The 23,011-nt window shown below is 50.7% G+C and carries 23 protein-coding genes; 7 read left to right on the top strand and 16 right to left on the bottom strand.

All coding sequences use genetic code 11. From position 1 onward, the window contains the following. Nucleotides 1-215: 215 nt before the first annotated feature. Nucleotides 216-2,006 carry a helix-turn-helix transcriptional regulator gene (locus A372_RS0112415; RefSeq protein WP_019421174.1) on the bottom strand — a complete coding sequence of 597 codons (1,791 nt, stop codon included), beginning with the start codon at nucleotides 2,004-2,006 and terminating at the stop codon, nucleotides 216-218. Nucleotides 2,007-2,210: 204 nt separating this feature from the next. Between A372_RS0112415 and A372_RS0112410 the strand changes: the two genes are divergently transcribed. From A372_RS0112410 to A372_RS0112400, 3 genes are read left to right on the top strand one after another with little or no spacing between them, the layout of a single operon-like run. Next, nucleotides 2,211-3,122 carry an ABC transporter ATP-binding protein gene (locus A372_RS0112410; RefSeq protein ID WP_019421173.1) on the top strand — a complete coding sequence of 304 codons (912 nt, stop codon included), beginning with the start codon at nucleotides 2,211-2,213 and terminating at the stop codon, nucleotides 3,120-3,122. Beyond that, nucleotides 3,119-4,054 (top strand): ABC transporter permease, encoded by a 936-nt coding sequence (locus A372_RS0112405; RefSeq protein ID WP_019421172.1) that lies wholly within the window; start codon nucleotides 3,119-3,121, stop codon nucleotides 4,052-4,054. Before A372_RS0112410 ends, A372_RS0112405 begins: the two co-directional genes overlap by 4 nt. Nucleotides 4,055-4,084: 30 nt before the next feature. Further along, nucleotides 4,085-4,789: a hypothetical protein gene (locus tag A372_RS0112400; RefSeq protein ID WP_019421171.1), complete on the top strand. Its 705-nt coding sequence runs from the start codon at nucleotides 4,085-4,087 to the stop codon at nucleotides 4,787-4,789. A gap of 540 nt (nucleotides 4,790-5,329) precedes the next feature. On the opposite strand, the gene A372_RS0112395 is transcribed toward A372_RS0112400, so the two are convergent. Together A372_RS0112395 and A372_RS0112385 are read right to left on the bottom strand one after the other, a co-directional pair. Continuing rightward, nucleotides 5,330-6,427, bottom strand: a complete 1,098-nt coding sequence (locus tag A372_RS0112395; protein ID WP_019421170.1) for an alpha/beta fold hydrolase — start codon at nucleotides 6,425-6,427, stop codon at nucleotides 5,330-5,332. 94 nt (nucleotides 6,428-6,521) lie between these two features. Beyond that, the gene (locus A372_RS0112385) at nucleotides 6,522-7,115 is read right to left on the bottom strand and encodes a TetR/AcrR family transcriptional regulator (protein WP_019421168.1); all 594 of its coding nucleotides are present in this window, start codon (nucleotides 7,113-7,115) and stop codon (nucleotides 6,522-6,524) included. A 538-nt stretch (nucleotides 7,116-7,653) separates the two neighbouring features. On the opposite strand from A372_RS0112385, the gene A372_RS0112380 reads away from it, so the two are divergent. After that, on the top strand, nucleotides 7,654-8,733 hold the full coding sequence (locus tag A372_RS0112380) for an NAD(P)/FAD-dependent oxidoreductase (RefSeq protein WP_019421167.1): 1,080 nt from the start codon (nucleotides 7,654-7,656) through the stop codon (nucleotides 8,731-8,733). A gap of 123 nt (nucleotides 8,734-8,856) precedes the next feature. Here the strand turns inward: A372_RS0112380 and A372_RS0112375 are convergent, their stop codons facing one another. Then, complete coding sequence (locus A372_RS0112375) at nucleotides 8,857-9,720, bottom strand: sulfurtransferase (RefSeq protein WP_019421166.1); 864 nt, start codon at nucleotides 9,718-9,720, stop codon at nucleotides 8,857-8,859. Nucleotides 9,721-9,947: 227 nt separating this feature from the next. Between A372_RS0112375 and A372_RS0112370 the strand changes: the two genes are divergently transcribed. Further along, complete coding sequence (locus tag A372_RS0112370) at nucleotides 9,948-10,418, top strand: GNAT family N-acetyltransferase (protein WP_051004491.1); 471 nt, start codon at nucleotides 9,948-9,950, stop codon at nucleotides 10,416-10,418. 8 nt (nucleotides 10,419-10,426) lie between these two features. Here A372_RS0112370 and A372_RS0112365 read toward each other — a convergent pair whose 3' ends face one another. From A372_RS0112365 to solA, 12 genes are all read right to left on the bottom strand, one after another. Continuing rightward, complete coding sequence (locus A372_RS0112365; RefSeq protein WP_019421164.1) at nucleotides 10,427-10,720, bottom strand: hypothetical protein; 294 nt, start codon at nucleotides 10,718-10,720, stop codon at nucleotides 10,427-10,429. 105 nt (nucleotides 10,721-10,825) lie between these two features. Next, nucleotides 10,826-11,161, bottom strand: coding sequence for a hypothetical protein (locus A372_RS0112360; protein ID WP_019421163.1), 336 nt, complete (start codon nucleotides 11,159-11,161; stop codon nucleotides 10,826-10,828). A 72-nt stretch (nucleotides 11,162-11,233) separates the two neighbouring features. Beyond that, on the bottom strand, nucleotides 11,234-12,031 hold the full coding sequence (locus tag A372_RS0112355) for an energy-coupling factor ABC transporter ATP-binding protein (RefSeq protein ID WP_019421162.1): 798 nt from the start codon (nucleotides 12,029-12,031) through the stop codon (nucleotides 11,234-11,236). Next, entirely contained in the window at nucleotides 12,024-12,914 is an 891-nt protein-coding gene (locus A372_RS0112350) for an energy-coupling factor ABC transporter ATP-binding protein (RefSeq protein ID WP_019421161.1), read from the bottom strand. Before A372_RS0112350 ends, A372_RS0112355 begins: the two co-directional genes overlap by 8 nt. After that, nucleotides 12,911-13,678 carry an energy-coupling factor transporter transmembrane component T family protein gene (locus tag A372_RS0112345; RefSeq protein ID WP_019421160.1) on the bottom strand — a complete coding sequence of 256 codons (768 nt, stop codon included), beginning with the start codon at nucleotides 13,676-13,678 and terminating at the stop codon, nucleotides 12,911-12,913. Before A372_RS0112345 ends, A372_RS0112350 begins: the two co-directional genes overlap by 4 nt. A gap of 27 nt (nucleotides 13,679-13,705) precedes the next feature. After that, nucleotides 13,706-14,302, bottom strand: a complete 597-nt coding sequence (locus A372_RS0112340) for an ECF transporter S component (protein WP_019421159.1) — start codon at nucleotides 14,300-14,302, stop codon at nucleotides 13,706-13,708. Between the two features lie 74 nt (nucleotides 14,303-14,376). Beyond that, entirely contained in the window at nucleotides 14,377-14,715 is a 339-nt protein-coding gene (locus A372_RS33825) for a phosphorylase family protein (protein WP_019421158.1), read from the bottom strand. Nucleotides 14,716-15,464: 749 nt separating this feature from the next. Then, nucleotides 15,465-16,718 carry an acyl-CoA dehydrogenase family protein gene (locus A372_RS0112325; RefSeq protein WP_019421156.1) on the bottom strand — a complete coding sequence of 418 codons (1,254 nt, stop codon included), beginning with the start codon at nucleotides 16,716-16,718 and terminating at the stop codon, nucleotides 15,465-15,467. Between the two features lie 53 nt (nucleotides 16,719-16,771). Then, entirely contained in the window at nucleotides 16,772-17,575 is an 804-nt protein-coding gene (locus A372_RS0112320; protein WP_019421155.1) for an ATP-binding cassette domain-containing protein, read from the bottom strand. Nucleotides 17,576-17,617: 42 nt separating this feature from the next. Then, entirely contained in the window at nucleotides 17,618-18,529 is a 912-nt protein-coding gene (gene ssuC / locus A372_RS0112315) for an aliphatic sulfonate ABC transporter permease SsuC (RefSeq protein ID WP_019421154.1), read from the bottom strand. 22 nt (nucleotides 18,530-18,551) lie between these two features. Continuing rightward, a complete protein-coding gene (locus A372_RS0112310) occupies nucleotides 18,552-19,673 on the bottom strand; it encodes a sulfonate ABC transporter substrate-binding protein (protein ID WP_019421153.1) in 1,122 nt (373 codons plus the stop codon). A gap of 105 nt (nucleotides 19,674-19,778) precedes the next feature. After that, complete coding sequence (solA, locus tag A372_RS0112305) at nucleotides 19,779-20,975, bottom strand: N-methyl-L-tryptophan oxidase (protein ID WP_019421152.1); 1,197 nt, start codon at nucleotides 20,973-20,975, stop codon at nucleotides 19,779-19,781. A 346-nt stretch (nucleotides 20,976-21,321) separates the two neighbouring features. Here solA and motA point away from each other — a divergent pair, with 346 nt between their 5' ends. Next, on the top strand, nucleotides 21,322-22,113 hold the full coding sequence (motA, locus tag A372_RS0112300; RefSeq protein WP_019421151.1) for a flagellar motor stator protein MotA: 792 nt from the start codon (nucleotides 21,322-21,324) through the stop codon (nucleotides 22,111-22,113). Beyond that, nucleotides 22,106-22,939 carry a flagellar motor protein MotB gene (motB, locus tag A372_RS0112295; protein WP_019421150.1) on the top strand — a complete coding sequence of 278 codons (834 nt, stop codon included), beginning with the start codon at nucleotides 22,106-22,108 and terminating at the stop codon, nucleotides 22,937-22,939. Before motA ends, motB begins: the two co-directional genes overlap by 8 nt. Nucleotides 22,940-23,011 lie beyond the last annotated feature (72 nt).

Below are 23,011 nucleotides of genomic sequence, written 5' to 3'. Positions count from 1 at the left end.
TCTCTTTCTTATAGGCGATCTCCACCCATTTGTTTACTCCACCTCAGCTTAATCTATTTGCCATCATCAAGAAACAATTAGCAATGCGATTACATACGTCGTATTTTTTTATGTTATGATATGGTGTTTCCATTGGACAATAGTGTTTCTTCACCTTTTAGCCCGAAAGAGAGCGTTCCATTGGAATTCATATAATAGAACAAGCCCACTAAGACTTAGTACGCAGAAATGAGATGTTCATTTCTTGCCTTCTCCACAGCCTCTTCACGGCCCTGCACCTGCAATTTCAAATAAATGGAGGAAATATAGTTTCTAATCGTTCCTTCTGACAAATGCAGCTTCTGCGCAATTGCTTTATTGCGAAGCCCTTCCGTCAAGCACTGGAGAACATCCAACTCCCGCTCAGTTAACTCATACGGATTATCCTCCGTATGCCCAGTCTCCTTGTGAAACAATTGGTGGGCCATGTCCTGCGAAATCATCGTTCCCCCTCCATATACGAGCCGGATGGTCGCCGCCAATTCTTTGGGATGAATGGATTTCAGCATATAACCTTCCGCCCCGCTGCGAAGCGCTTCAGCCGCATAAGACACATCCTCGATGGTCGTGATCATAATGACACGTATGCCTGGCCATGCTTCTTTTATCATTTTTGTAGCGGCTATCCCGTCCATTTCCGGCATATTGATGTCCATTAATATAATATCGAGACGCCCCTGCTCACATTGCTCGATGGCTTGTTTTCCGTTCCCGGCAACTGTCACTTCAAAATCCTTTTCTTCCCCCAACAGCAGCCTCAGGCTTTCGCGAATCAACGGCTGGTCGTCCGCCAGCAATATCTTGATCTTCTGGCTGCCCTCACTAATCTGATTTGGGATCGTGCACGTTACCATCGTGCCCTCATCCTTCTGCGTATGGATATAGAGCTGCCCTTGCAGCGAGACAAGACGCTCCTTCATGCCCGAAAGCCCAAAGCCGTATTGAATGGCTTCCGCGCCCTTGCCGTTATCCTGCACCTGCAGCATCACCTGAGCGTGATCATATTGAAGAACAACCTGAATCGATCTGGCTTGACCGTGCCGGCTCGCATTGGTCAGAGCCTCCTGCAAGCAGCGGTACAACGTGAGCTTGGCCTGCTTCATCACAGGATAAGGTCCACCCATCGTGCGAAAAAGGATGCGGACTCCCGTGTTTGCTTTAAATTCATCAATGATTTGGAGCAGGGACCGGTCCAGAGGCAATGCCTCTTCTAAAGGATCCATCTGATGAACTTGACGCCTGATATCGTCTAAGCCTGTTCTGGCAAGCTTAAGCATGCCCTGCAGCTTGGCTTCCCCTTCGTTCGAATGGACATGGGGACGCAATGTTTCCATTCCCAATATCATCGAGGTAAAGGTGTGTCCGATCGTATCATGCAATTCGCGGGCCATACGGTATCGTTCTTCCAGCAGCGTCATTCGTTCGATCTGTGATGAGTATTGCTCCAGAATCGTATATTGCTCTTTAATCAACGCGAGCTTCTGTTTAATGGCATCGATGGACACAGCCCCTTTTTGCAGAGCGAAGCTAATCCCATAGAAGAGAAGGGCATCCGCTAAGCTTTGCCATATCAAAGGATGTGACAGCGATGCGGAAATTGATTCGCCTACACTTAATGTGAACAGAATTACGGCGATGGGCAGCGAGAACCAATGCGCTTTGCCACGGCTGTAGAATGCAATCGTAAAGAGCGCAGGAGGAAATAGCCGGATTAATTCGAGATCATAAGCAAGGAAAAGCGACAAACCTCCGGCAAATAAGCATTCCGCTATGAAATAACGGGAATAGTGACTCTTCACAAATAAAAAAGGAATCGTATGGCAAGCCAGCAGAGAAACAAGCACCGGCCAAAAAGGAAAAGCCGGCTTATCCTGATACATCAACAGGATGACGGCTGCGACCCATACGATTCGAATGATATACATGGTCCAATCCTGCCAAGACCATCGCTTGTTAAAAAGGCGCATATGCACAACTCCGATCAACCAATGTGAAATGAATGACAAACGGTATAAAAAATCCCGTTTTCCCTTGTCATATCAAGGTTATGACGCTTTGTCACTGGGTGTTATGACAGCTGGTTTGTTAGGCTTGATGGTGGATGAGATGAATCCAGTTGAACACGGAAATTATATCTCATTCAATTCATTAACAAAAGGGAGTGCGAGTCATTGTCGCTGCTGCAATTTCGTGATCTTACGAAAAAGATAGGCAACAAGATCATTGTAGACCATGTAACGTTGGAAATGGAAAAGGGAGAAATTCTGGGCTTGCTCGGTCCGAACGGGGCGGGAAAAACGACCACGATTCGAATGATCGCCGGCCTGAGCTCCAAATCAGGCGGCCAAGTGCTCATTCATGGAATCGATGCGCATACTCATTTTGAACAGGCGATGAAGCATGTAGGAGTTATTGTGGAAAATCCGGATTTATACAAATACTTATCCGGCTATGATAATTTGATTCATTTCTCCAGAATGACACCGGGCGTGACAGAAAAACGAATGCGGGAGGTCGTTTCTTTAGTTGATTTGGAGCATAGCATCAACGATAAAGTCGCGACCTATTCGCTTGGCATGCGGCAGCGCTTGGGCCTTGCCGTCGTCCTCGTCCATAAGCCTTCCCTGCTCGTTCTAGACGAGCCGACAAACGGACTCGATCCGGCCGGAATCCGCGAGCTGAGAGGGCATTTAAGAAACCTGGCGCAAAAAGAAGGCGTCGGTGTCGTCATCTCCAGTCATCTGATGTCCGAGATGGAGATGATGTGCGATCGGGTCGCTATTTTACAAAAAGGGAAGCTGGTCGGAATGCATAACATGGCGGACATGGTGGAAGAGGAACTCTCCCAAGTCCGGTTTGAAGTCGACCGCCCGGATCTGGCCGTACAGATTCTGCAATCCTTAATGTCCGGCGAGGAAATCATGACAGACCAACGACAGATACAGGTTCGCATTCCGAAAGCGCGCATTCCGGAAATCAATCAGAAGCTGATGGCTGCCGGAATAAGTGTATTCGGTGTCCATACGATAAAGAGGACGCTTGAGGACAAGTTTATGGAGATTACGGGAGGAGACAACCTTTGATACCTTTAATTCGCAACGAAAACATGAAAATTTATAAGCGGAGACGCACCTGGGTTATGGTCACGTTGGTAGTAATCTACGTGCTGCTCCAGATTGTAAATCTGAAAACATCGGGAAGCAGCGCTGTCAGTGAAGATTGGCGGACGCAGCTCGAACAAGAGAATATTTTGCTTAAGCAGGAAGCGGCAAAGCCAGATGCGCTGAAGATCGAAGTGAAGCAAGCGGAGAAGAACATGCTGCTGAATCAATACTACTTGGAGCACGATCAGGCGCCGCACACGAATGCGTGGAGCTTTGCTGTGAGCCAAGTGGGCAATATTATTTTTGCGGTTTCCCTCATTTCCATCATTATTGCCGGTGAAATTGTTGCTGCCGAATTTGTGTCGGGCACGATCAAGCTGTTATTGACCCGATCGGCCAGCCGTACAAAGATCTATTTTTCGAAATATGCTGCCGCTATCTTGTTCGGTCTCTTTCTGTCTCTGATTGGCATGCTGGTGTCCATTCTATTCGGTGGATTCATATTCGGTTTTGACGGTTTAGGCGATCACTATTTGTATGTGAAAAATCAGACCGTAGGCGAGGTTCCCATGCTGCAGGCTTTGCTCGGGGGGTATGTGTTCAATATTCCATTCATGTTAGTGGCGATTACGTTGGCTTTTATGATTTCCGCAGCCTTTCGGAGCACGACGTTCTCTATTGTCATATCCCTTCTCGTATCGCTGACTGGATTTATTATGGCGATTGCAATGAACGGCTGGGCCTGGACGAAATACTTTGTGTTTTCACATACGGATTTCACGCCATTCTTCTATGGTACGCCTTCCGTTGACGGAATCACGCTCGAATTTTCCGTTGTATTTATCGTGCTTCACCTAGCGGTGATGCATTTGATATCGTATCCCTTATTTGTAAAACGCGATGTGGCATGACTAACAAAAACAAGAAATGGGGAGAAACATATGAAGAAAGTGTTGAAGTGTGCAATCGTCCTATCTATGCTGTTTCTGATTGCGGCATGCGGGACGGGCGAGGAACAAACGGAAACCAGGGATCTGGAATTACAGACAGCCGGTCTCTCGAAGCTTGTAATTGACAACCGAAATGGGAAAATTGAGATTGCAGGCCATACGGACTCGGACAAGATTGAAGTCACGGCCCAGGCAAGGGCTAAAGGTGTCAGTTTGGACAAGTTGAAGCTTACATTGGAGGATCGGGAAGGCACCGCTTATTTGGACGCCTCATTTGAAGGTCAATTTTTGGCGATGGGTTCAGGCTTTGTTGATCTTCAAATCAAGGTGCCGAAGCACCTTCAGGTGGACATCATGTCCCATAGGGATGGGGATATGCACATATCCAATATGTCTTCGAATGTTAAAATAGGCAATATAAACGGCAATATTCAAGTGTTAAACACAGCAGGACCCCTTGATATAGATAATAGAGACGGCGATATTACAATCCGCGAGATTGCATCGGACGTAACCATCGCGAACATTAATGGACACATCATCATCGAGCAGGTGGGAGGCTCGGCTGTGATTGACGTCAGAGACGGCTCTCTTGACATCGACGGCGTGGCGAAGGATGCAGCCATTACACAGTCCGGCAACGGTAAAGTAAGCATCGGGGATGTTAAAGGCAAGGTAACACAAAAAAAGAAATAGTAAATACTGCACTTGCGTTATACAGAGCAGATTGAACTATTGCAGAGCAAAGAGGCCGCGTCCGTCGCGGCCTCTCGGTTGGTTCATTCATTGCCCGTCGCCACCGGATTATCTTCATAGGAGCACCAATCGCTCCAGCTGTCAATTGTGGTGGAAAATGCTTTCAGAGACATTGCCACAAGTTGTGGAAGGAACGGCTCTGAGAGCAAACTCCATCAGCGCCATTAATACGATGTGCCCTTCGTCCAGAGCCCTGCCACAATACACGGCAGAGAAAGCTATCCTTTGGACATTCGTAGCTACATTCGTTTCAAAACGGGGACCTTGTTCAGGGATACACCACCATCGGTAAGCCTCTAAAACTTAGACTACACCACCCAAGTGCCCAAAACGCCCGGCTCCGCGCAGAACCTATGGGCAGCCTTCAACATCTCGCCTGCAAGCACTTCAACGCACTTTCCGCTATTTCGTAAAATTGCATGGATATTGACCGCGACAATAAGCGCATCCGCCTGTATTAACGGAGCCCTGTGCAGAGACTCACTTGGCCGTCGCCATAGCATTCGTTCGCTCCAAAATATCAAATAACGCCTCGTTGAATTTCTCCTTCCGGTCAAGCATGGCAATATGACCCGCATCCGGAATGGAGTAAAACAGCTTGAGCGGCGCTTTTATTGTTGAAAAGAATTCCTGTGCCAGCGGATAGGGTGTTTGCCAGTCCCGCTCGCCATGTATATAAAAGACAGGTATTTCAAATGTAGCGCCCATAGACGATAGATCGAACGATTCCAGTAAATATTTCCAAATATGACGCTGTCCGTCGCCAAATGCTCCGGAGATGAAAAAATAGCTCATATCCTTGAGCGTATAAAATGGTGAACATAAAGCATTGATGATAAGCTCTATTGTTGGACCGGCCGATAACTTATATTTTCTTTGAAATTTTCGAGCCTTCGTAAGTTTCCTGATCATTTCGTCATCGAATGCGAGCGGAGGGTAAGGTTTCAAACGAAGAAGAGCTCGATAATCGTTGTCGTTTCCCGCTTCTTTTGCCGATTCCATTACTTTTTCATAGCCGACGCGTTCATTGTCAATCATATTGACAACCTGCCCAACGCCGATATAAGCCTGCACTAGCTCCGGATATTTTTTACTGAACAGGCTGCCTAGCACCGAGCCCCATGAATGTCCCAAAATGATAATCTTCTCTTTGTGATACTTTTTTTTCAAATATTTCACAATTTCATAAGTATCCTGAACGATACGGTCAACCGTGGTTGTTGGCGCAACTTGTTTCGGATCATTATTGAAATAGGTTTTGCCGCTGTTTCTTTGATCCCAATGTACGACCGTGACACGCTTCTCCCACGGGATCTGAAACTCTTGGGCAAACGGCAGTATAGGCTCTCCCGGGCCGCCGTGCAAAAACAGCATCACAGGATTGTCAATGTCCTCGCCCCGATGATGCAAATATTGCGAAATGCCGCCGATGGTTACGAATTCTCTGCAATCAATGCCATTACTCATGGGAGTAATCCGAATTTGATTTGCCTTCTTCTTTTTCTTGTACTGGACAAACAGAACCAAGCAAACCATTAATATAAGCAATCCGCTTAAAACTATCAATAAAACGCTCATAGGTACCTCCGATAACCGATATGACCGCGGATCTGCTCAACGGAACAATTGTGGTCAATCCCATACGACAGTTTGTATTTCTTTAGGAATTCTCTCATTGCTTGGCTCCCCCCGCCATGTAGTCGGCAATGGAATGGACGAGTATATCCAAGGCCTTCTCTCTTCCCCGCTCACCAAAAGGCATATCTGTCGAACCAATAAAATGGAGCGCATTCATTAAATATGCAAGCACATCAATCTCGCATCCCGATTCGTCAATGCCGCAAAGCGACAGGGTCCTGCTAAAATAGTCGTTTGATTTTAATGCTTCCCAGTCTGCCGCCTCATCTGGAAGCTTACGAAGCAGATACTCTATATCCGATGGAGAAACGTAGAGAACAATACTGTCCGCTGCCAGATAGATTTCCTTCAATGCCTTTATAAGCTTTTCTTTCAATTTTATTTTTTTGGACAAAACGGACTCCACTCTCTCAAACATTCTATTCTCGTTCTTTTTGATAATCGTATAGAGGAGTTCTTCTTTGGAATTGTAGTACGAGTAAAAGGAACCTTTACCGATATTTGTCGCAATGGTGATATCCTCCACAGTAACCCGCTTTACGCCTTTTTTGCGAATCAGTTCAATCCCTTTTGTATACATCGCTTCTCTCACCATTTCTTTTTCATGTTCGGTGACAATCTTAGGCATAATACCCCTCCTTTTAATGACTATAAATTAACTATACAGTCAATAAAAATATATTAACCTCTTTTTCTGCTTCTTACAAGATGTTTTTTCAACTTATTTCAAGGTTCTTTTTAAAGTTGATTTAAGTTCGCTAATATAGAGTTAAGCTATTGCGGAAGCCCTACAGGTATGATGTAGCATCTTCCTCGGGTCTGGTTGGCATGCACATGCAAGGAGCAATGGCCATATTCGCTGTCAATCTCAAAAGAATATTGACAATTATGAAGTAAAAGAGATAGAGAAGAACATAAATAAAGGCGACTTTCCATTCAGGATTGAATGAAAAGTCGCCTTTATCAAGTTAATTTCATTTCACAAAATTAATAGTATAAGTTTTTCAGTGGCCTCGTCAGACGCGGGCTCTTCAGCTTTACTCTTTCCCAGTGGCCACCGGATTGTCCGGATAGCTAATCCAATCGCTCCAGCTGTCCTCATATGTTATGACGTCGGATTATTATGACGCCTATGCTACAATAAGGTGACAAAGGGGGAGTCATTATTGAGTAAACAAAAAATCGTGATTATTGGCGCAGGAATTGTCGGGGCGTCCGTGGCCTATCATCTGGCCAAACGAAATCAAGATGTAACCGTTATTGAACGACACCCCGCCGCGGCGCGTGAAGTCACGGAAAAATCGTTTGCCTGGATACATACGACGCATAGGGTGGCTCCCGAATACTGGCATTTGTACGATGCGGCTTGTGAAGAATATCATACGCTTCAGCAAGAGTTGCCCGAACTGCAAATTCATTGGCACGGGGCGCTGACTTGGGACAATCCGCCCCTAAGGGAGCAACTCCGTTTTCAAAAATTAAACCGGGAGCAGCTTGAGGCATTGGAACCGAATCTGAAGGAATATCCGGATGAAGCGATGTTTGTCAGCGAAGAAGGTGCGGTGGACCCGATAGGGTTAACGGATCTGTTGTTGAGCAAAGCGCGGGAGTACGGAGCAAAGGTTCAGTTCGGTACCAACGTTACACAGCTGCAGCAAGAAGATTCCTGCCTGGTCGGCGTCCACACGTCCAAGGGTTTTCTGGAGTCGGATGTCGTGGTATTGGCCGCAGGTACAGGCATACCCGAACTTTGCAACCCGTTAGGTTGTCCCGTGCCGGTAACGCCGTCGCCTTCCATTCTGATTCGGATGAAAACTGCGAATAAGCTGATACGCACATTAATCTCAAATGCGCAATTTGAAGCGCGTCAACTGACGGATCAAACGCTGCTGGCTGCGGAAGATTATATCGACGAGTCGGAAGAAAACGGGCCAGAGGCGGTCGGCAAGCGAGCGTTCGAGACGTTGCGTCGCAGTCTGAAGGGCGGGAATCAATTGGAACTGGAAAGCATCCAGGTCGGGATGAGACCAATGCCTGAAGACGGCTATCCGATCGTGGGCTTCCATGATCACATAAAGGGACTTTATCTGACAGTGATGCATTCTGCAATTACGCTGGCGCCGCTGATTGCGCGTCTGGCTGCAAGTGAAATAATCAATCGGGAAGCAAGAAGCGAATTAGTCCCTTGTCGACTCTCCCGTTTTAAGGACCACACGAGGGATGACCCCGCTGTTTCTCGCGCGTGAGGTTGTAAATCAAGTGGAATTGCATGCACGTGCAAATTGACCTCGACACTCCTGGACACAAAGCAAAGGAGTACATCGTTACATGAGCGACGACGTACTCCGTGTTACAACCTGTATAACTGCTTACGCCTTCTCCTCTTCCCCCACCGCAATTGGATTCTCCTCATAGCTAATCCAATCGCTCCAGCTTCCCGCATACAGCTTGACGCGCGGATAACCCGATTGCCACAAGGATAGCACATTCGGGCAAGCAGTAACCCCTGAACCGCAGTACACGATAATCTCATCCGCCTCTTTCACGAGCCGATCCCACGCTTCACGCTGCGATCCGACGGCTTTCCATCGTCCCGACGTCTCGTCCACACCATAGCGCCAGAAATGATTCACCGCGCCGGGAATATGGCCTGCCTTCGGATCGATCGACTCCGATTCTCCTGCATATCGCGCAGGCTCGCGTGAATCGATCAGCACGACACCCGGACGGCCCAGCCGTTCTCTTACGTCTTTCATATGTATGACCAGATCTGGACGGACATGCGGCTCATATATGCGGGCAGCCGGGGATGGCTGTCCCGTGCTTATCGGGTAGCCGAGCTTCGCCCAATCGCTGTAGCCGCCGTCCATCACTTTAACGATGCCCTGATGTCCTACATATTGCAGCAGCCACCATAACCTGCTCGCCATCGCCCCGCCCTGGTCATCATAGACAATGACAGTCGTATCACGGTCAATCCCACGTTCCCCCAGCCTGTTGGAGAGCATCTCTGGCGAAGGCAGCGGATGCCGTCCGCCATGAGCGCCCACAGGCGATGACAAATCATGGTCCAAGTTAAAGTAGATCGCGCCAGGAAGATGTCCTTCCTCATAGGCGGCATGCCCGCGTTCCGGCTCTGCCAGCCAGAAGCGGCAGTCTGCAATGACAACTCTGGCTTGTCCCAACAGAGACTGCACTTCCTCGAATGAGATCATCCATGTCTGCTGCTTCATTTCGATTCCCCCTCTTAACGGGCGCCGCAGCACCCTATTCTTCTATTTGAACCGCCCGCATGTATATTGTCAATTGAATCCAAACCTGTCACAATATTATCATATACCTGAAGGGGGTCTAATCCATGTCATCATCCCATAGTTCAGACCAATATTCTGACAGCCAAGCTCCTCAGCCAGATGCGGCTGCACCCAATTCCTTATCCTCCCCATTCGGCGTACGCCCGATGACAGAAGAAGATGCGGAACAGATCTGCGCGTGGACATATGAGCCGCCCTATCACCTGTACGGCTTCCTGCCGTGGAATCAGACGAAAGCGCTCGGCATAGAAATGGGCGACCCTGACATCCGACGCGACCAATACGTCTCCGTTACCAATGCGGCAGACGAACTTGCAGGGTTCGCGCAGCTGTTCCCGCTCGTCGGCGTCACTCGCTTAGGCTTGGGCATGCGCCCCGATATGCTCGGTCAAGGTCAAGGCGCATCGTTCGTCCAAGTCATTGTAGATGAAGCCCTCCGCCGTCATCCAGAGGATGAGATTGATCTGGAAGTGCTGACTTGGAACGAGCGCGCCATTCGCGCATATAAGAAAGCCGGATTTCGGATTACCGATACGTATGAACGGCCAACTCCGACCGGACATGGACAATTCTACTGCATGGTGTTCGATCCGCTAGCTGAAGAGGCAGAGCGGTAACACCCTATTTAAGTCAGCTGTATCGTAGCCACCGTTTCGCTGTCCACCACGACTTCTATAATGTGGAACTTCGGATCATGCTGGACACTGCCGCTGCCGATAAAGAGCAGCTTCTCCTGTCCCAATCCGTAAAACACATCATCTGCGAGCGCTTCCAACACTTCCTGTCGTTCTGTGTCACCAAGTGCGGTCCACTCTTCTTCCGTCATGTCAAAAAAGGTGTATCCGTCAGGGATAAGCCCGACCGCCACCGTCAATTCTTCCAAGATGTCTTTGTATAGTCTTCCGAATGCAACGCCCATTTGCTTGCTAACTCCCCTCAAATCAACTTAACCGTATTGTAGCACATCTCCCCCGTCTCGCTCGAATGTTGGACGAAAAAAGGGCGCTCCGGAGCCCTTTTTTCGTTATTTCAACGTCAACTCGTTATTCACGCTAAGCGCTTCGCCCGCTTCATTCTTCACGGTGACTGTAAACGTCCCTGGCTCCCCCTGTGTCGAGGAGTCGTCTTGGTTCGATGACTGGTTTGGTGTGGATGAATCGTCTGCATTGTCCGAATTAGGCGAGCCCGTTGACGGTTGTTCTGCACCCGCTGTCCCTGAATCGCCTTGCTTCGTTTTATCCTGCGTCTCCCCCTGCGTGGGTGATGTTTCGTTCGGCGATGGTGTGGTGGCAGAACGCAACGTGGCCATGCTTACGGACGCAATAAGCAACAGTGCGATCAGTCCCCTTTTTTTATTCATTTCTCCCTGTCTTGCAATCAGACAAAGTGCTTCCTTATCGTTGGTTGGGTGACACAGAATATAATGTCTGCGCTATCGCGGCCTCTTCATGGCGGCAATCAGCTCTTCAGCAGTCAAGACCGTCTCTGGCAAGCCCCACTGCTTACCCAGCTGTGTGACGTAAGGGGTATCCAAGCAAGCCTCTCTCAGTAAATCCTGATGAGAGAACACCTCTCTCGTCTTGTCATCCAGCACCACTTTTCCTCTGTTCATGACGATCGTCCGTTCAAAGTGCGCGGCAACAAAGTCCATATCGTGCAATATGGTCATGACCAGCTTGCCCTCTTGGCTCAGCTGCTCAATGATTTGTGCGATGCGGCGTTTCCCCGCAGCGTCCTGCGCAATCGTCGGCTCGTCCAAAATGATAATGTCGGTATTCATGGCAACGATCGAAGCGATGCTAATCAGTTTCTTCTCCGATAGCCCCAGATCGTGCGGATTGACATCGGTCTGATCGGCCAGTCCGACCATATCGAGCGCTTGCAGAGCTTGCTGCTTCGCAGCGGCGGTCTCCACCTTCATGTTCAAGGGCCCGAACATGACTTCTTCCAACACCGTGCGCTTGAAAATTTGATCATTCGGATTTTGGAAAACCAATCCGATCTTGCCTGCCAATTGAGCCACGGTGACATTCTTCGAATTGACTCTAGCAACCCAAATATCCCCGCCAGTCGGCTTGAGCAGCCCCTTCAGCAGCTTGACCAACGTCGTCTTGCCAGCGCCATTCTGACCGATGATGGCTGTCGTACGCTGATCGAACTCAAGCGTCAAGCCTTGCAATACGTCCTGTCCCTCGTTATATCCAAAGCATACATCCTGTATTTTAATCATAACGCCCACCCTGCTCTTCTTGTGATGAAGCCGAGATTGCGCTGTGCTGCGCTTTATATGCCGCCTGCGCTTCTTCCAGCGTTACGGGATACGTATCCATATCCAGCATACGGAAGCCAATCGCTTGACACACTCGTGTGTATATCGGCGCCTCTACACCGTACTCAGCCAAATCGCTGCGCGAAAATACACGGGAGGGCGTATCATAATCGATCAGCATCCCTTCATGAAGCAGCGCGATCCGATCGGCATAAGCAGCAAGCTTCTCTATCTTATGCTCAGCCAAAATGACCGTTATGCCCTCGCGGCTCAAGCTTTGAATGGCACGGAACACCTCCTCTGACCCTTGCGGGTCAAGCTGAGACGTCGGTTCATCGAGCACGATGACCTGCGGCCGCATCGCGATGACGCTTGCAATGGCCATACGCTGCATCTGACCGCCCGACAAATCGAAGGGAGCGCGGTCTTTGTACGCTTCAATATCGAGCAAATGCAGCGCATGATCAATACGCTCCATCATGTCTTGTCTCGCGATGCCTAAATGTTCAAGACCAAAGGCAATCTCCTCGTACACGGTAAGCTTCGATCCGGTCACTTGGGTGAACGGATTTTGAAAGACGATACCGACTTTGCGAATCGTCTCGTCCACACCGCTCTCCTTGACATCCATGCCGCCGATGCGGACGCTGCCTCCGTATGCGCCTTTGTAGAAGTGCGGCACCAGACCGACCAACGCTTGGCAGAAGGTGGTCTTTCCAGCCTTATTTTTCCCGACAATACCGATCAATTCACCCGCTTCCGCCGTCAGTGAAATATCATTCAGCGCCAACTTCTCTGTCGCGGGGTAGCGGTATTTGAGATGTTCCACTTCAATGAGGCTCATGCGATCACCCTCCAAATCACGGCACCGATCACAATCGCCAGCATACTCCAACGCATGGCAGAACCGTACCGGTACATCTTCTCTTCGTTCAGGAACGTCTTGCTTCCCTTCACGTTGAAGCCGCGCACTTGCAGCGCCAGCGTCCGTTCTTTCGTATCTATGAGCGAGCTGAGCACGACAGGACCGATAAGCGGGAGAAACGCCTTAATGCGCGTCATCAGCTTCCCTTCCGTCTCCATCCCTCTAGAACGCTGCGCATCCGTAATCGTATCCACGGTGGCCATCATTTGCGGAATAATCTGGAACACCGAACTCAACACATACCCAATTCGGGGAGACAAGCCTTTGCGCACTAAGGATTCCACCAGGTCAGAAGGCTTAGTCGTTAATACGAGAATAAGGAAGGCCCCTACAATATTCAATGCGCGGAACGTAATGCCCATGGCAAATAGGAGCCCTTCCTCATAGAAGGGCCAGGAGCCTAATCGGAATAGCACCGTCTCGTTGCCAACATGAAAGAAGCCTTGAATGATGACGACCGTCAGCAAAATGAAGCCGACGAAGCCGATAATGGGGAGCGATCGTGTCAGCACCCTCCCCATACCAAGGATGACGAAACTAATGAGCATGCAAATCCAGGCCGTATGTAAGGATGGCAAGATAATGGGCAGCGCGATGGCAGCAGCAATATAGACAAGCTTCGTAATGGGATCGATGTGATGCACCGTAGACTCCCGCTCAACATACAGGCTCATTGATTTCATGCTTTTCCCACCTTTTTGAATAAGCCCTTATAGAGATTCAATGTTGTCATTATTTTTGTACATGTGAATCAGACTCTTCGGCAGCATGCGGTATATGCCATAAGCGGCCAGCACCGTTAGCAATTTGTCTGGCAGGTCGACGACTAGCTCATCAACGAAAGAAGCCAGCCATACCGACTTCGTCGCATTAAGCACATAGCCGAATACGATGTCGCCCCATAAGTTCCCCGTCTGTCCGCCCCAGAACCAAATGTTGAGCGGCGTGGAGATGACGACCGCCGTCAAGCCGACCACCAAACCGACGACAGCGGCTTTACCCCAGCTTGATATCCACCCTTTATGCGCCATAATCCCAGCTGCCAATCCAATGAACACGCTCGTAAGCGCATAGACGAATGAAATGGGATCCATAGTTAAGCCGTAAATGATGTTGTTGATTAGCCCTGACAACCCGCCGATAACTGGCCCCGCCAGCATACTGGACAGTACCGTCCCGATGGCGTCCAGCCATAGCGGCAGCTTCAGCACGCCTGCAAATAATTTCCCTATGTAATTAATGCCGACAGCTACGGGAATCAACACTAGCGCTGCCGTGGAGATGGACCACATACTTCGTTTGGACATAATCATACCTCCTAGAACATTTAGTTAGATACTAATTATATAGGTTGCTTCCGTAATGCCGTATCCTGATCTGATTAGCGCGCCAAGCGCTGTGCATCCGCTCGAATCGCCTCTAAGGCAAGCCGGATTTCACGCTCTTCGCCAAGTGCGCATGCGTCTTCCTGAGCCACCAAATTGTTAATGCCCTGCTCCAGGTCGCCTTCGTGCTCGACCACAACATTAAGTATGGATGCCGTACGCATTCCCCGCAAGCCTCCAATTACAAATAATGCGGATGTTTCCATATCGGCGGCTAAAATGCCCTTCCCTGACCAGTAGCGGTCGATTTCTTCCTCTCGGTCCGTATAGAAACTGTCGTGACTGCGAATGCGGCCGCAATGCCATGGCAGCTTCAGCTCGTCAGCAGTATGCATCAGCGCGCACCGACACGCTTCGGGTCACCCGGAAGAACGGCATAGCGTGCTTGGGTCATATGAGTTCCGATACGAATGTGAGGTTGTACCGATTGCATATTATCGTTCCTCCAATTGTTATAATTATTTCCATTTTCTTTCTTCCACTTCCTCCTTCTAGCTTACCCATGTAAGGGGCGCCCTCGAAGCATTCAACTTACTTCGGTCCAATCGGAAGGCTTCATGGTCCCACCTCAAATATATCGTTTTCCCTTACCAAATGACAGAACAAGTATCCCCGTCCGCGTATTTTTTGATAGCGCTTTCTTTGGTTTATGTATCATAACGAACTGCTCCGTTCATGCAACAGCAGCACCTTCAGACTGACGGTGTTTCACTTCATCCATCTCTTTGCTTCATTCTCCCCTTCCATCAGTAGGCCGCACACCTAATGACGGCTCTGTGAACTGCCGTCATGATTGGCCGTTTCATGGCATGATACCCTCGTACGACACGGCATGTACCTGTTCCCCTTCGTTATCCCTCCTGACTGTGTGGGAGAATGGAGCTAAGGGCTAACGTACGGCAGACCGGCAGTATGTTTTCGTTTTAAAAGGAAGGGCTGCCTTCTGAATGAAGGGGAGAGTGCGGCAATGTATGGAACCAGCAGCATAACTTAAACATTTCTAAATAAGAAAAAAGGGAGAATCTGCGGCGATTCCCCCTTATCAACACTATTTTTTTACCGTTGCCTTCCCATCATTCGCCCTTCACTCTCCGTTACTTTGCCGCTTCGCCTGCTCCCACACATGTACCGCACGCCGTGCCAACTGCTGCAGCGCGATATCCTCCATCGGCGGATTGTGCAGCCCGAAACGAACGTCCCGGTACATGCGCTGCAGCGGATGATCCATGCTCAGACTGTGCGCGCCGACGATGCGCATCGCTTTGTCCACGACCGACAACGCCGTCTGCACCACGAACGTTTTCACTGCAACAAGATCCGTAAGCCGCTGGGGTGGCTGCTCCGAGCCTTTCGTTTCCCATTCCTTTGCCACACCATAGAGCAGATGCCTTGCCGCGATCAAATCCACCTCCATCTCGCCCAACAGGCGCTCCACATGGGCCGTCTTGGCAATCGGATGCTGCAATGAAGGCGGCGTGTATGTCGTTGAGAACGACAGCGCCTCGTCACGCGCCGCCACTGCTATGCCTAAATAGCACGCTGGAATATGCAGCAGATATGGATTTGGCCTGCGAACATCCTCCAAGCTGTGCAGCATGACTCTCGCCTCCTCTGGAACTGACACATTATCCAACACAAGATCATGGCTAGCCGTTCCGCGCATGCCTGTCATGTTCCACGTCCACTCGATGGACACTCCTTCAGCTTCACGAGGAATAATCAGATCGATGACATCGTTCGTACCTTCGACAGTCGCCGTCACAATAAACCACTGCAAGAGCGGAGCAAACGTAGTAAATGTTTTACGTCCGTTCACCACATACCCGCCCTGAGCCAGCGGCTGCGCCGTTGTGCGCGGCTTCCCCCCTCTTGAAGGACTGCCTCCGCCAACCTCCATCGCCGCGCGGTTGATGAGCCCGCCTTCTTCCACAATGCGGCGGCTTATATCGGCGAAGATCGGCTCAGGCCACGGCCGCTTCTCCGCTAAGTCATGCACGATGCCCATGTGCCAGCCGATACCGAGCGCCACGGACGGATTGCCCTGCGCGAGACGCTCTTGCGCCGCCAGCCACGCAGTGAGCGGCATGCCTTGACCGCCATACTCCTCCGGCACATTCCACGCCGGATACCCGATACGACGCAGCGAGTCCACATGCAGCACCGGGATGCCGTGCTGCTCGTCGAGCTCCTGCGCATCTGCACGCATCTCCTCCGCGATGCGGTCAATCTGCTTCAGTCCCCGCTTCACCTTGCATTCCTCACCAGACACCTTCCCTGCCGCCGCATCTTTTCGTCCCTCAATGATTCGTACTCCCGCATCCTCTGTCACCTTTGCCACTACGGCTCACCTCCGCTTATCTGCTGTGTATGCTCTGTTCCCCGTCTGCTCGTCTAATTGGATTGCTCCTCAAATATTCGCTCCAGCACCCGCTTCTCCAGTTTGCCGAAGGCGGTGTCCATCACCTGACGCGGCCGAGCGATGTCATTGACGACATCCAAGGCAACGCGGCCACGGTCAATGAGCAGAATGCGATCGGCGAGCCGGACCGCCTCATTGACATCATGGGTTACGAGCAGCGTCGTAAAACGCTGAGTCCCCCACAGCGATGCAAGGAGCTGTTGCATCTCCAGCTTCGTTAAAGCATCAAGCGCGCTAAGCGGCTCATCCAAGAGCAGCAGCTTGGGCTTGCGCACAAGCGCACGAGCCAATGCGACACGCTGCTTCTGCCCTCCGGACAGTGTATTCGGCCAAGTGTGCTTACGATTGTCCAGCCCCACCTGCCGTAGTGCTGCTTCGGCCCGCGGCCGCCAGTCTCCCTTCAATCCGAGCCCCACGTTATCGATGACTGTCTTCCAGGGGATGAGCCGGCTGTCCTGGAACATGACCGTCGTGCTCTCACGCAGCCCGTTCACCACTTCTCCGTCTATCGTGATGCCGCCTGCGGTCGGCAGTTCCAATCCAGCCAACAAGCGCAGAAGCGTACTCTTGCCGCAGCCGCTGCGACCGACCACGGCTACGAACTGCCCCTCTTGTATCGTCAAGTTCAGCTCATGCAGAACAGGCTGCTCCCCAAATGATTTGCTGACACCGTTTATTCGTAGTTCCGCTCCCGCCACAGAACCTGATTTTGCTACCGTAGTCTCCCCAGTCTTCGGCGACAAGGCAGACCACGGACGCGCTGCATTTATACCCATAAGTCCGTCCCTCCTTCATCTGTATGCTTACCGTCATGAACGTTATGATGTATGTGCCGCATTCCAACGAAGCGCCCGCCGTTCCAGCAGCTTCGCGATCACATCCGCCGCTTTGCCGAAAGCTGCATACAGCACGATGCTTAAAATAATGACGTCGGTCTGCATGAACTCACGCGCATTCATCGCGAGGTAACCGACGCCCGCATCCGTTGCGATCGTCTCGGCGACGATAAGGGTTAGCCACATCACGCCTAGCGCATAGCGGAGTCCGACGAAGATCGATGGCAGCGCCCCTGGCAAAATGACGTGCCGGAACAAGGAGGCGGAACGCAGACCATACACCTTTGCCATTTCCACGACGCCTTGATCTACCGAGCGAATGCCATGATACGTATTGACGTAAATCGGGAACATGACCCCGAGTGCAACCAGAAATATTTTCGCGCCTTCATCGATGCCCAGCCAAATAATAACGAGCGGAACCAACGCCAAATGCGGTATGTTGCGAATCATTTGAATCGACGTATCGAACAGCCGATAGAACCAGTCGAAGCTGCCGCTCAAGACGCCGAACAGAAATCCAATACCGCCTCCGATGACGAACCCGACCAGTGCCCTCGTCAGGCTGACGCTCATGTGGTGAGCCAGTTCTCCGCTTAGCGTCAGTGTCCAGAGCGTATGCAGCACTGTGGAAGGAGCCGGCAACAGCTGCGACGAGAGCATATTTGCCGCGGAAGCCGCCTGCCAGGCGGCAAGCAGCAATATGGGCAGCAGCCATGGAATGAAGGCATTTCCGCCTTTACGCCACCAGCTTGCGCTGCGGCGTGTGTGCGGCGGATGAATATGATTCGCAAGCGTACTTTCTGGATGAGGCGATTTATCGAAATTTATATTTGTTTGAATAGATTGAACGGATTGAATATTGGGATTGGCAGGTGCTTTTGATGTGTTCATGAAGCATTCCCCCTTATACGGCCTATTTGTTCTGAATCGGGCCGTCTTTCGCCCACGGCGCGTCAACTGGCATTCGTTCAGCGATTTGTATCTGACTTGGAATCAATCCGATGCGATGATACGTATCGGCCAACTGCTGCTGAGGCGCAATAATTTCCGGACTTAGCAGCTCCACCCCGTATTGGCGGCGCCCTACGGCCCGCTCGATAGCATCTGCATCAATGCCTAATGTATCTGACAATAACTTTACAACTTCGGGTTTATGCTCATTCGCCCATTCATCCGCCTCCTGAATTTCTTCAAGAATGAGACGAATCAAGTCGGGATGATCTTTGGCAAATGGCTCATTGGCATAATAGAAGGTCCGATTTGGCGAGTATCCCTGCCCATCAGTCAACGTGAGCGGCTTCAAATCATTTTCCACCGCAGCGAAAAAAGGATCCCATGAGCCAAGCGCATCGACCTGTTTCGTTTCAAAGAGCGCACGCCCCTCCGATGCATCCTTCACGTACACAAACTGCACGTCATCCAGCTTCAACCCCGCCTTTTCGAGGGCAAGGACGGCCAAATAGTGGTGATTGCCCCCCTTGGCGACGGCAATCTTCTTGCCCTTCAGCTCGGCAATCGATTCGATGGCGGAATCGGAATGCACCACAATCCCTATCCCTTCCGGGTTAGGGAGGTCGTTCGCTACGTAGACGAACGGCTTGTTGCCCGCTTGCCCGAACACGCCGGATCCGTCCGCCGCATGACCGAAGTCTACGCTGCCGCTGCTCATCGCCTCCAGCAAGAAGTTGCCGCCGGCGAATACCTTCCACTCCACTTTATAACCCTCTGACTTTAAGCGTTCATCCAGATTGCCCTTTACTTTCAAAATGTTCAGTGTATTGCCTTTCTGATAGCCAATGCGAATCACCTTTCCCGTTCCAGCTGCGCCATCCGCTTTTGCCGGAGTTGCAGGGGATACATCTGCTCCACTCGTCGAGCCGGCTGCACCCGAAGCACAGCCGGCCGCAAAGGCCATCAAGAGCAGCCAAGTGCCGATCGCCCCTGCTTTCCACAATCGTCTCCGCTTTGAACGCGCCCGCACATTGCTATTTACATATTTATAGTTATCCGATAGATTAAATTGGTTTTTAATCATAAAAAACACTCCTCCCGCCGGATCCTTCTTAATCGGTTATTATCTTCTTGGTGATCCAACTATCGTCAACAGGTTGCTCTTGTTCACTTATGCTTTTGTGTTGTTCTACCTTGTACATGCTAGCGAAAACGCCTCAAGTTCCGGTTCCCGCTTCCCATGCAGCATCCAACGACTGACCGTTTCACCGATAGCGCTGGCAAATTTAAATCCGTGTCCGGAGCCGCCGCCCGCGAACCAAACCGCTGGCTCGTCGGGATGTCTGTCGATAATGAAGTGCTCGCTTGGCGTCATCTCGTACATGCAGGCAGCCCCGCGCATACATCGCCCCGCCTCCGGGAAGGACTGGGCCGTGAATTCGGAGAGCAACCGTTCTTCACCGCTGCAGCTGCCGAACGGAGCGACTTCTTCATCCGGGTTCCAAGGCTGTCCCTGCTGATGGTGCCCTATCTTGATACCGGAACCGCGCACCGAAGGAAGGCCGTAATACTCCGAATCTGTGCTCTGATGAACAATGAATGCGGGAAACCGTTCTGCAGAATAACTTCCGCTCGTGTCCTCGAACCACGCGACGGCGCGGCGTTCCGCTTGTACGGGCAAACCTAGAGACGGCAGCAGCCGCGGAAGCCATGCTCCCGTCGTCACTAGTACCTTGGAAGCGACAAAGCGCTCATTCCCGCTCCACACTTCCACCGCATTCCCCACTGTCGCAATACGCTGCACAGGATGATTCGGCTTCCATTCGGCACCATATGCTTCGGCCAGCTTCAAATAGCTCTCAATAATCCGTTCACTGAATAATACGCCGCCCTCCGGTTCATACAGAACCTCATAATGGGCAGGAACGTAGAGCGCCGGCAGCCTTCGTTTCGTTTCCCGATCATCCCACCGTTCATAAGCAACCCCGTTCGCGACACAGCTCGCTTCCTTGTTGGCTAGCGCCTCGCTATGCGCATCCCCGACACTGATCACTCCAGTCGGCAGAAAGAGCTTGAACGGCTCCGGCTGTTCGTCCGAGCTGCCCGCTCTGTTCGCAGCATCCGGCATTAACCCAAGGTGACGGCGCGCTTCCTCTTCCAAATGAAGCCACCCCACCCGTGCGCGCTCCGCCAAGCACACATAGGCCGAGCCCATCGTATATGCGGTACGAAAAATACGGGTGTCTCCATGGTGGCTTCCGAGCCCATGCGGTGGGTGAAACATATCCAACAGAAGCACGTGTGCTCCTTCCCGTGCCAAATGCATACCTGCGCTTGCCCCGAACGATCCCGCTCCGATGACGATGCAATCATACAGCCTGCTCATGTATAACACCTCTTTCGCTTCGCCTCTTCATATACATATATTCCGATCGATTTACTAAGTATTTAACTGCTATTGTATGGCTCTCGCTCAATAAATGTCAATCAAAAATTTCCTGAACGAGATATGGTTAAAGTGGCCTATCCCATGTCATTCCTCATGTCGCAGCGGATTTTTCATTAATGGATTGACCTCCGTGAAACTTATAAGTGGTTTTGTATTAAAATATTGAGCCTCTTTTGCCGATAAAAAGTGTATTGCATCATTTTTTTCGCGCATTCCGTTGAACGCTGTCGAATGCGGGACGCAGGAAGCACATTATACTCATGGATGAGGTGTGTAGGGAAACATGGAACTGTCTACTATTATTGGTCTAATTCTCGGTATCGTCTCCGTTACGCTTGGGATGTATTTCAAAGGGGCTCCTCTAACAAGCCTCGTCAATCCCGCCGCTATTATGATTATTTTCGTCGGTACAGCGGCTTCGCTTTTCATCGCTTTCCCGATGAAAGAAATTAAGAAATTTCCGAAGCTCTTCGGCCTGATATTCAAGAAGCAGGAGCTTATCAACCGGGTTCAACTGATTCAAATGTTTATGGAATGGGCCAGCATTACCCGCCGCGAAGGCTTGCTGGCGCTGGAGTCGCATATTGACGATATTCCCGATGAATTCCTTCGCAATGGAATGCGAATGATTATTGACGGTAACGACCAAGATTTTGTTCGGGATGTATTGATGGAGGATATTCACGAAACAGAAGAACGTCACCGCGCGGGAGCTTTGATATTCTCCCAGGCCGGAACGTACGCGCCGACGCTTGGGGTGTTGGGCGCCGTTATCGGACTTATCGCCGCTCTGGGGAACATGTCCGAGATGGAGCATTTGACCAAGGCCATCGCAGCGGCTTTCGTCGCAACGCTGATGGGGATATTCTCCGGTTATGTGCTGTGGCACCCGATTGCTAATAAGCTGAAGCGCCTGTCACACGGTGAAATCGAAATTCGTCTCATGATGGTAGAAGGATTGTTGTCGATTCAATCGGGAGTATCGACCATTGCCATTAACCAGAAGCTGTCTGTCTTCTTGACTCCGAAGGAACGTGCTGAAATGGGGTTAAAGGAGGCGGCTCGCAATGAGTAAGAAGCGCAGCCAACCACACGAAGAGCATGCCGACGAATCTTGGCTTATCCCGTATGCCGACATTTTAACACTGCTGCTTGCACTATTCATCGTGTTATACGGCATGAGCGCGGTTGATGCGAAGAAGTTCGAGCAGATGAGCCAAGCATTCAGCGTCGCCTTCAACGGCGGAGTAGGGGTATTGGATGAAACGGCCGTCATTCGGTCCGATAGCTCACGATCAGGGGAATTCGAGCCTAGCCCATCCAAATCACGCAGTCGCGAGCAGGACCAATATATGCAGCAAGCAAAGCATGAGCAGGAGCAGCTGGAACAACTTCAAAGCAAGTTGAACAATTATATTGCCAGCAACGGATTGTCCGACCAGCTCAACACGAAGCTGAATCATTCGGAGCTGAAGATCACGATTAAGGATAGCGCGCTCTATGATTCGGGGAAAGCTAGCTTGAAGAAGGATTCGAAGCAACTCGCCCTCACTATTGGAGATATGCTGAAGCAGTATCAAGGATATGAGATAGTAATTAGTGGTCACACCGACAATCGTCCAATACGGAACAGCCGCTTTGAGTCCAACTGGGATCTGAGCTCAGCGCGGGCGCTCAGCTTTATGAAGGTCGTGCTGGAGCGTTCGAGTATCGACCCTAAGCTGTTCAAGGCCGTGGGGATGGGCGAATATCATCCGGTTGCAGACAATGCCACGGAAGAAGGCAAGGCGAAGAACCGCCGCGTCGAGGTATCTGTACTGCGCAAATTTACGGACAAGCAGGCTCCCGGAGGAAGCGGCGAAAGCGGCGCTGGTTCCGAAAACGAATCGGCCGGAAACTAACTCAATGTATGCATGCATTTCCATATAAGGGTGCCCTGCACGTATGCGATAAAATCATTATCGTGTACGGCA

The sequence above is a fragment of the Paenibacillus sp. OSY-SE genome (genome assembly GCF_000283315.1).
In the GTDB taxonomy this organism is placed as follows: domain Bacteria; phylum Bacillota; class Bacilli; order Paenibacillales; family Paenibacillaceae; genus Paenibacillus_B; species Paenibacillus_B profundus.
The sequence above is the reverse complement of the archived record's forward strand: the minus strand, read 5'-3'. Positions and strand labels throughout refer to the sequence as shown.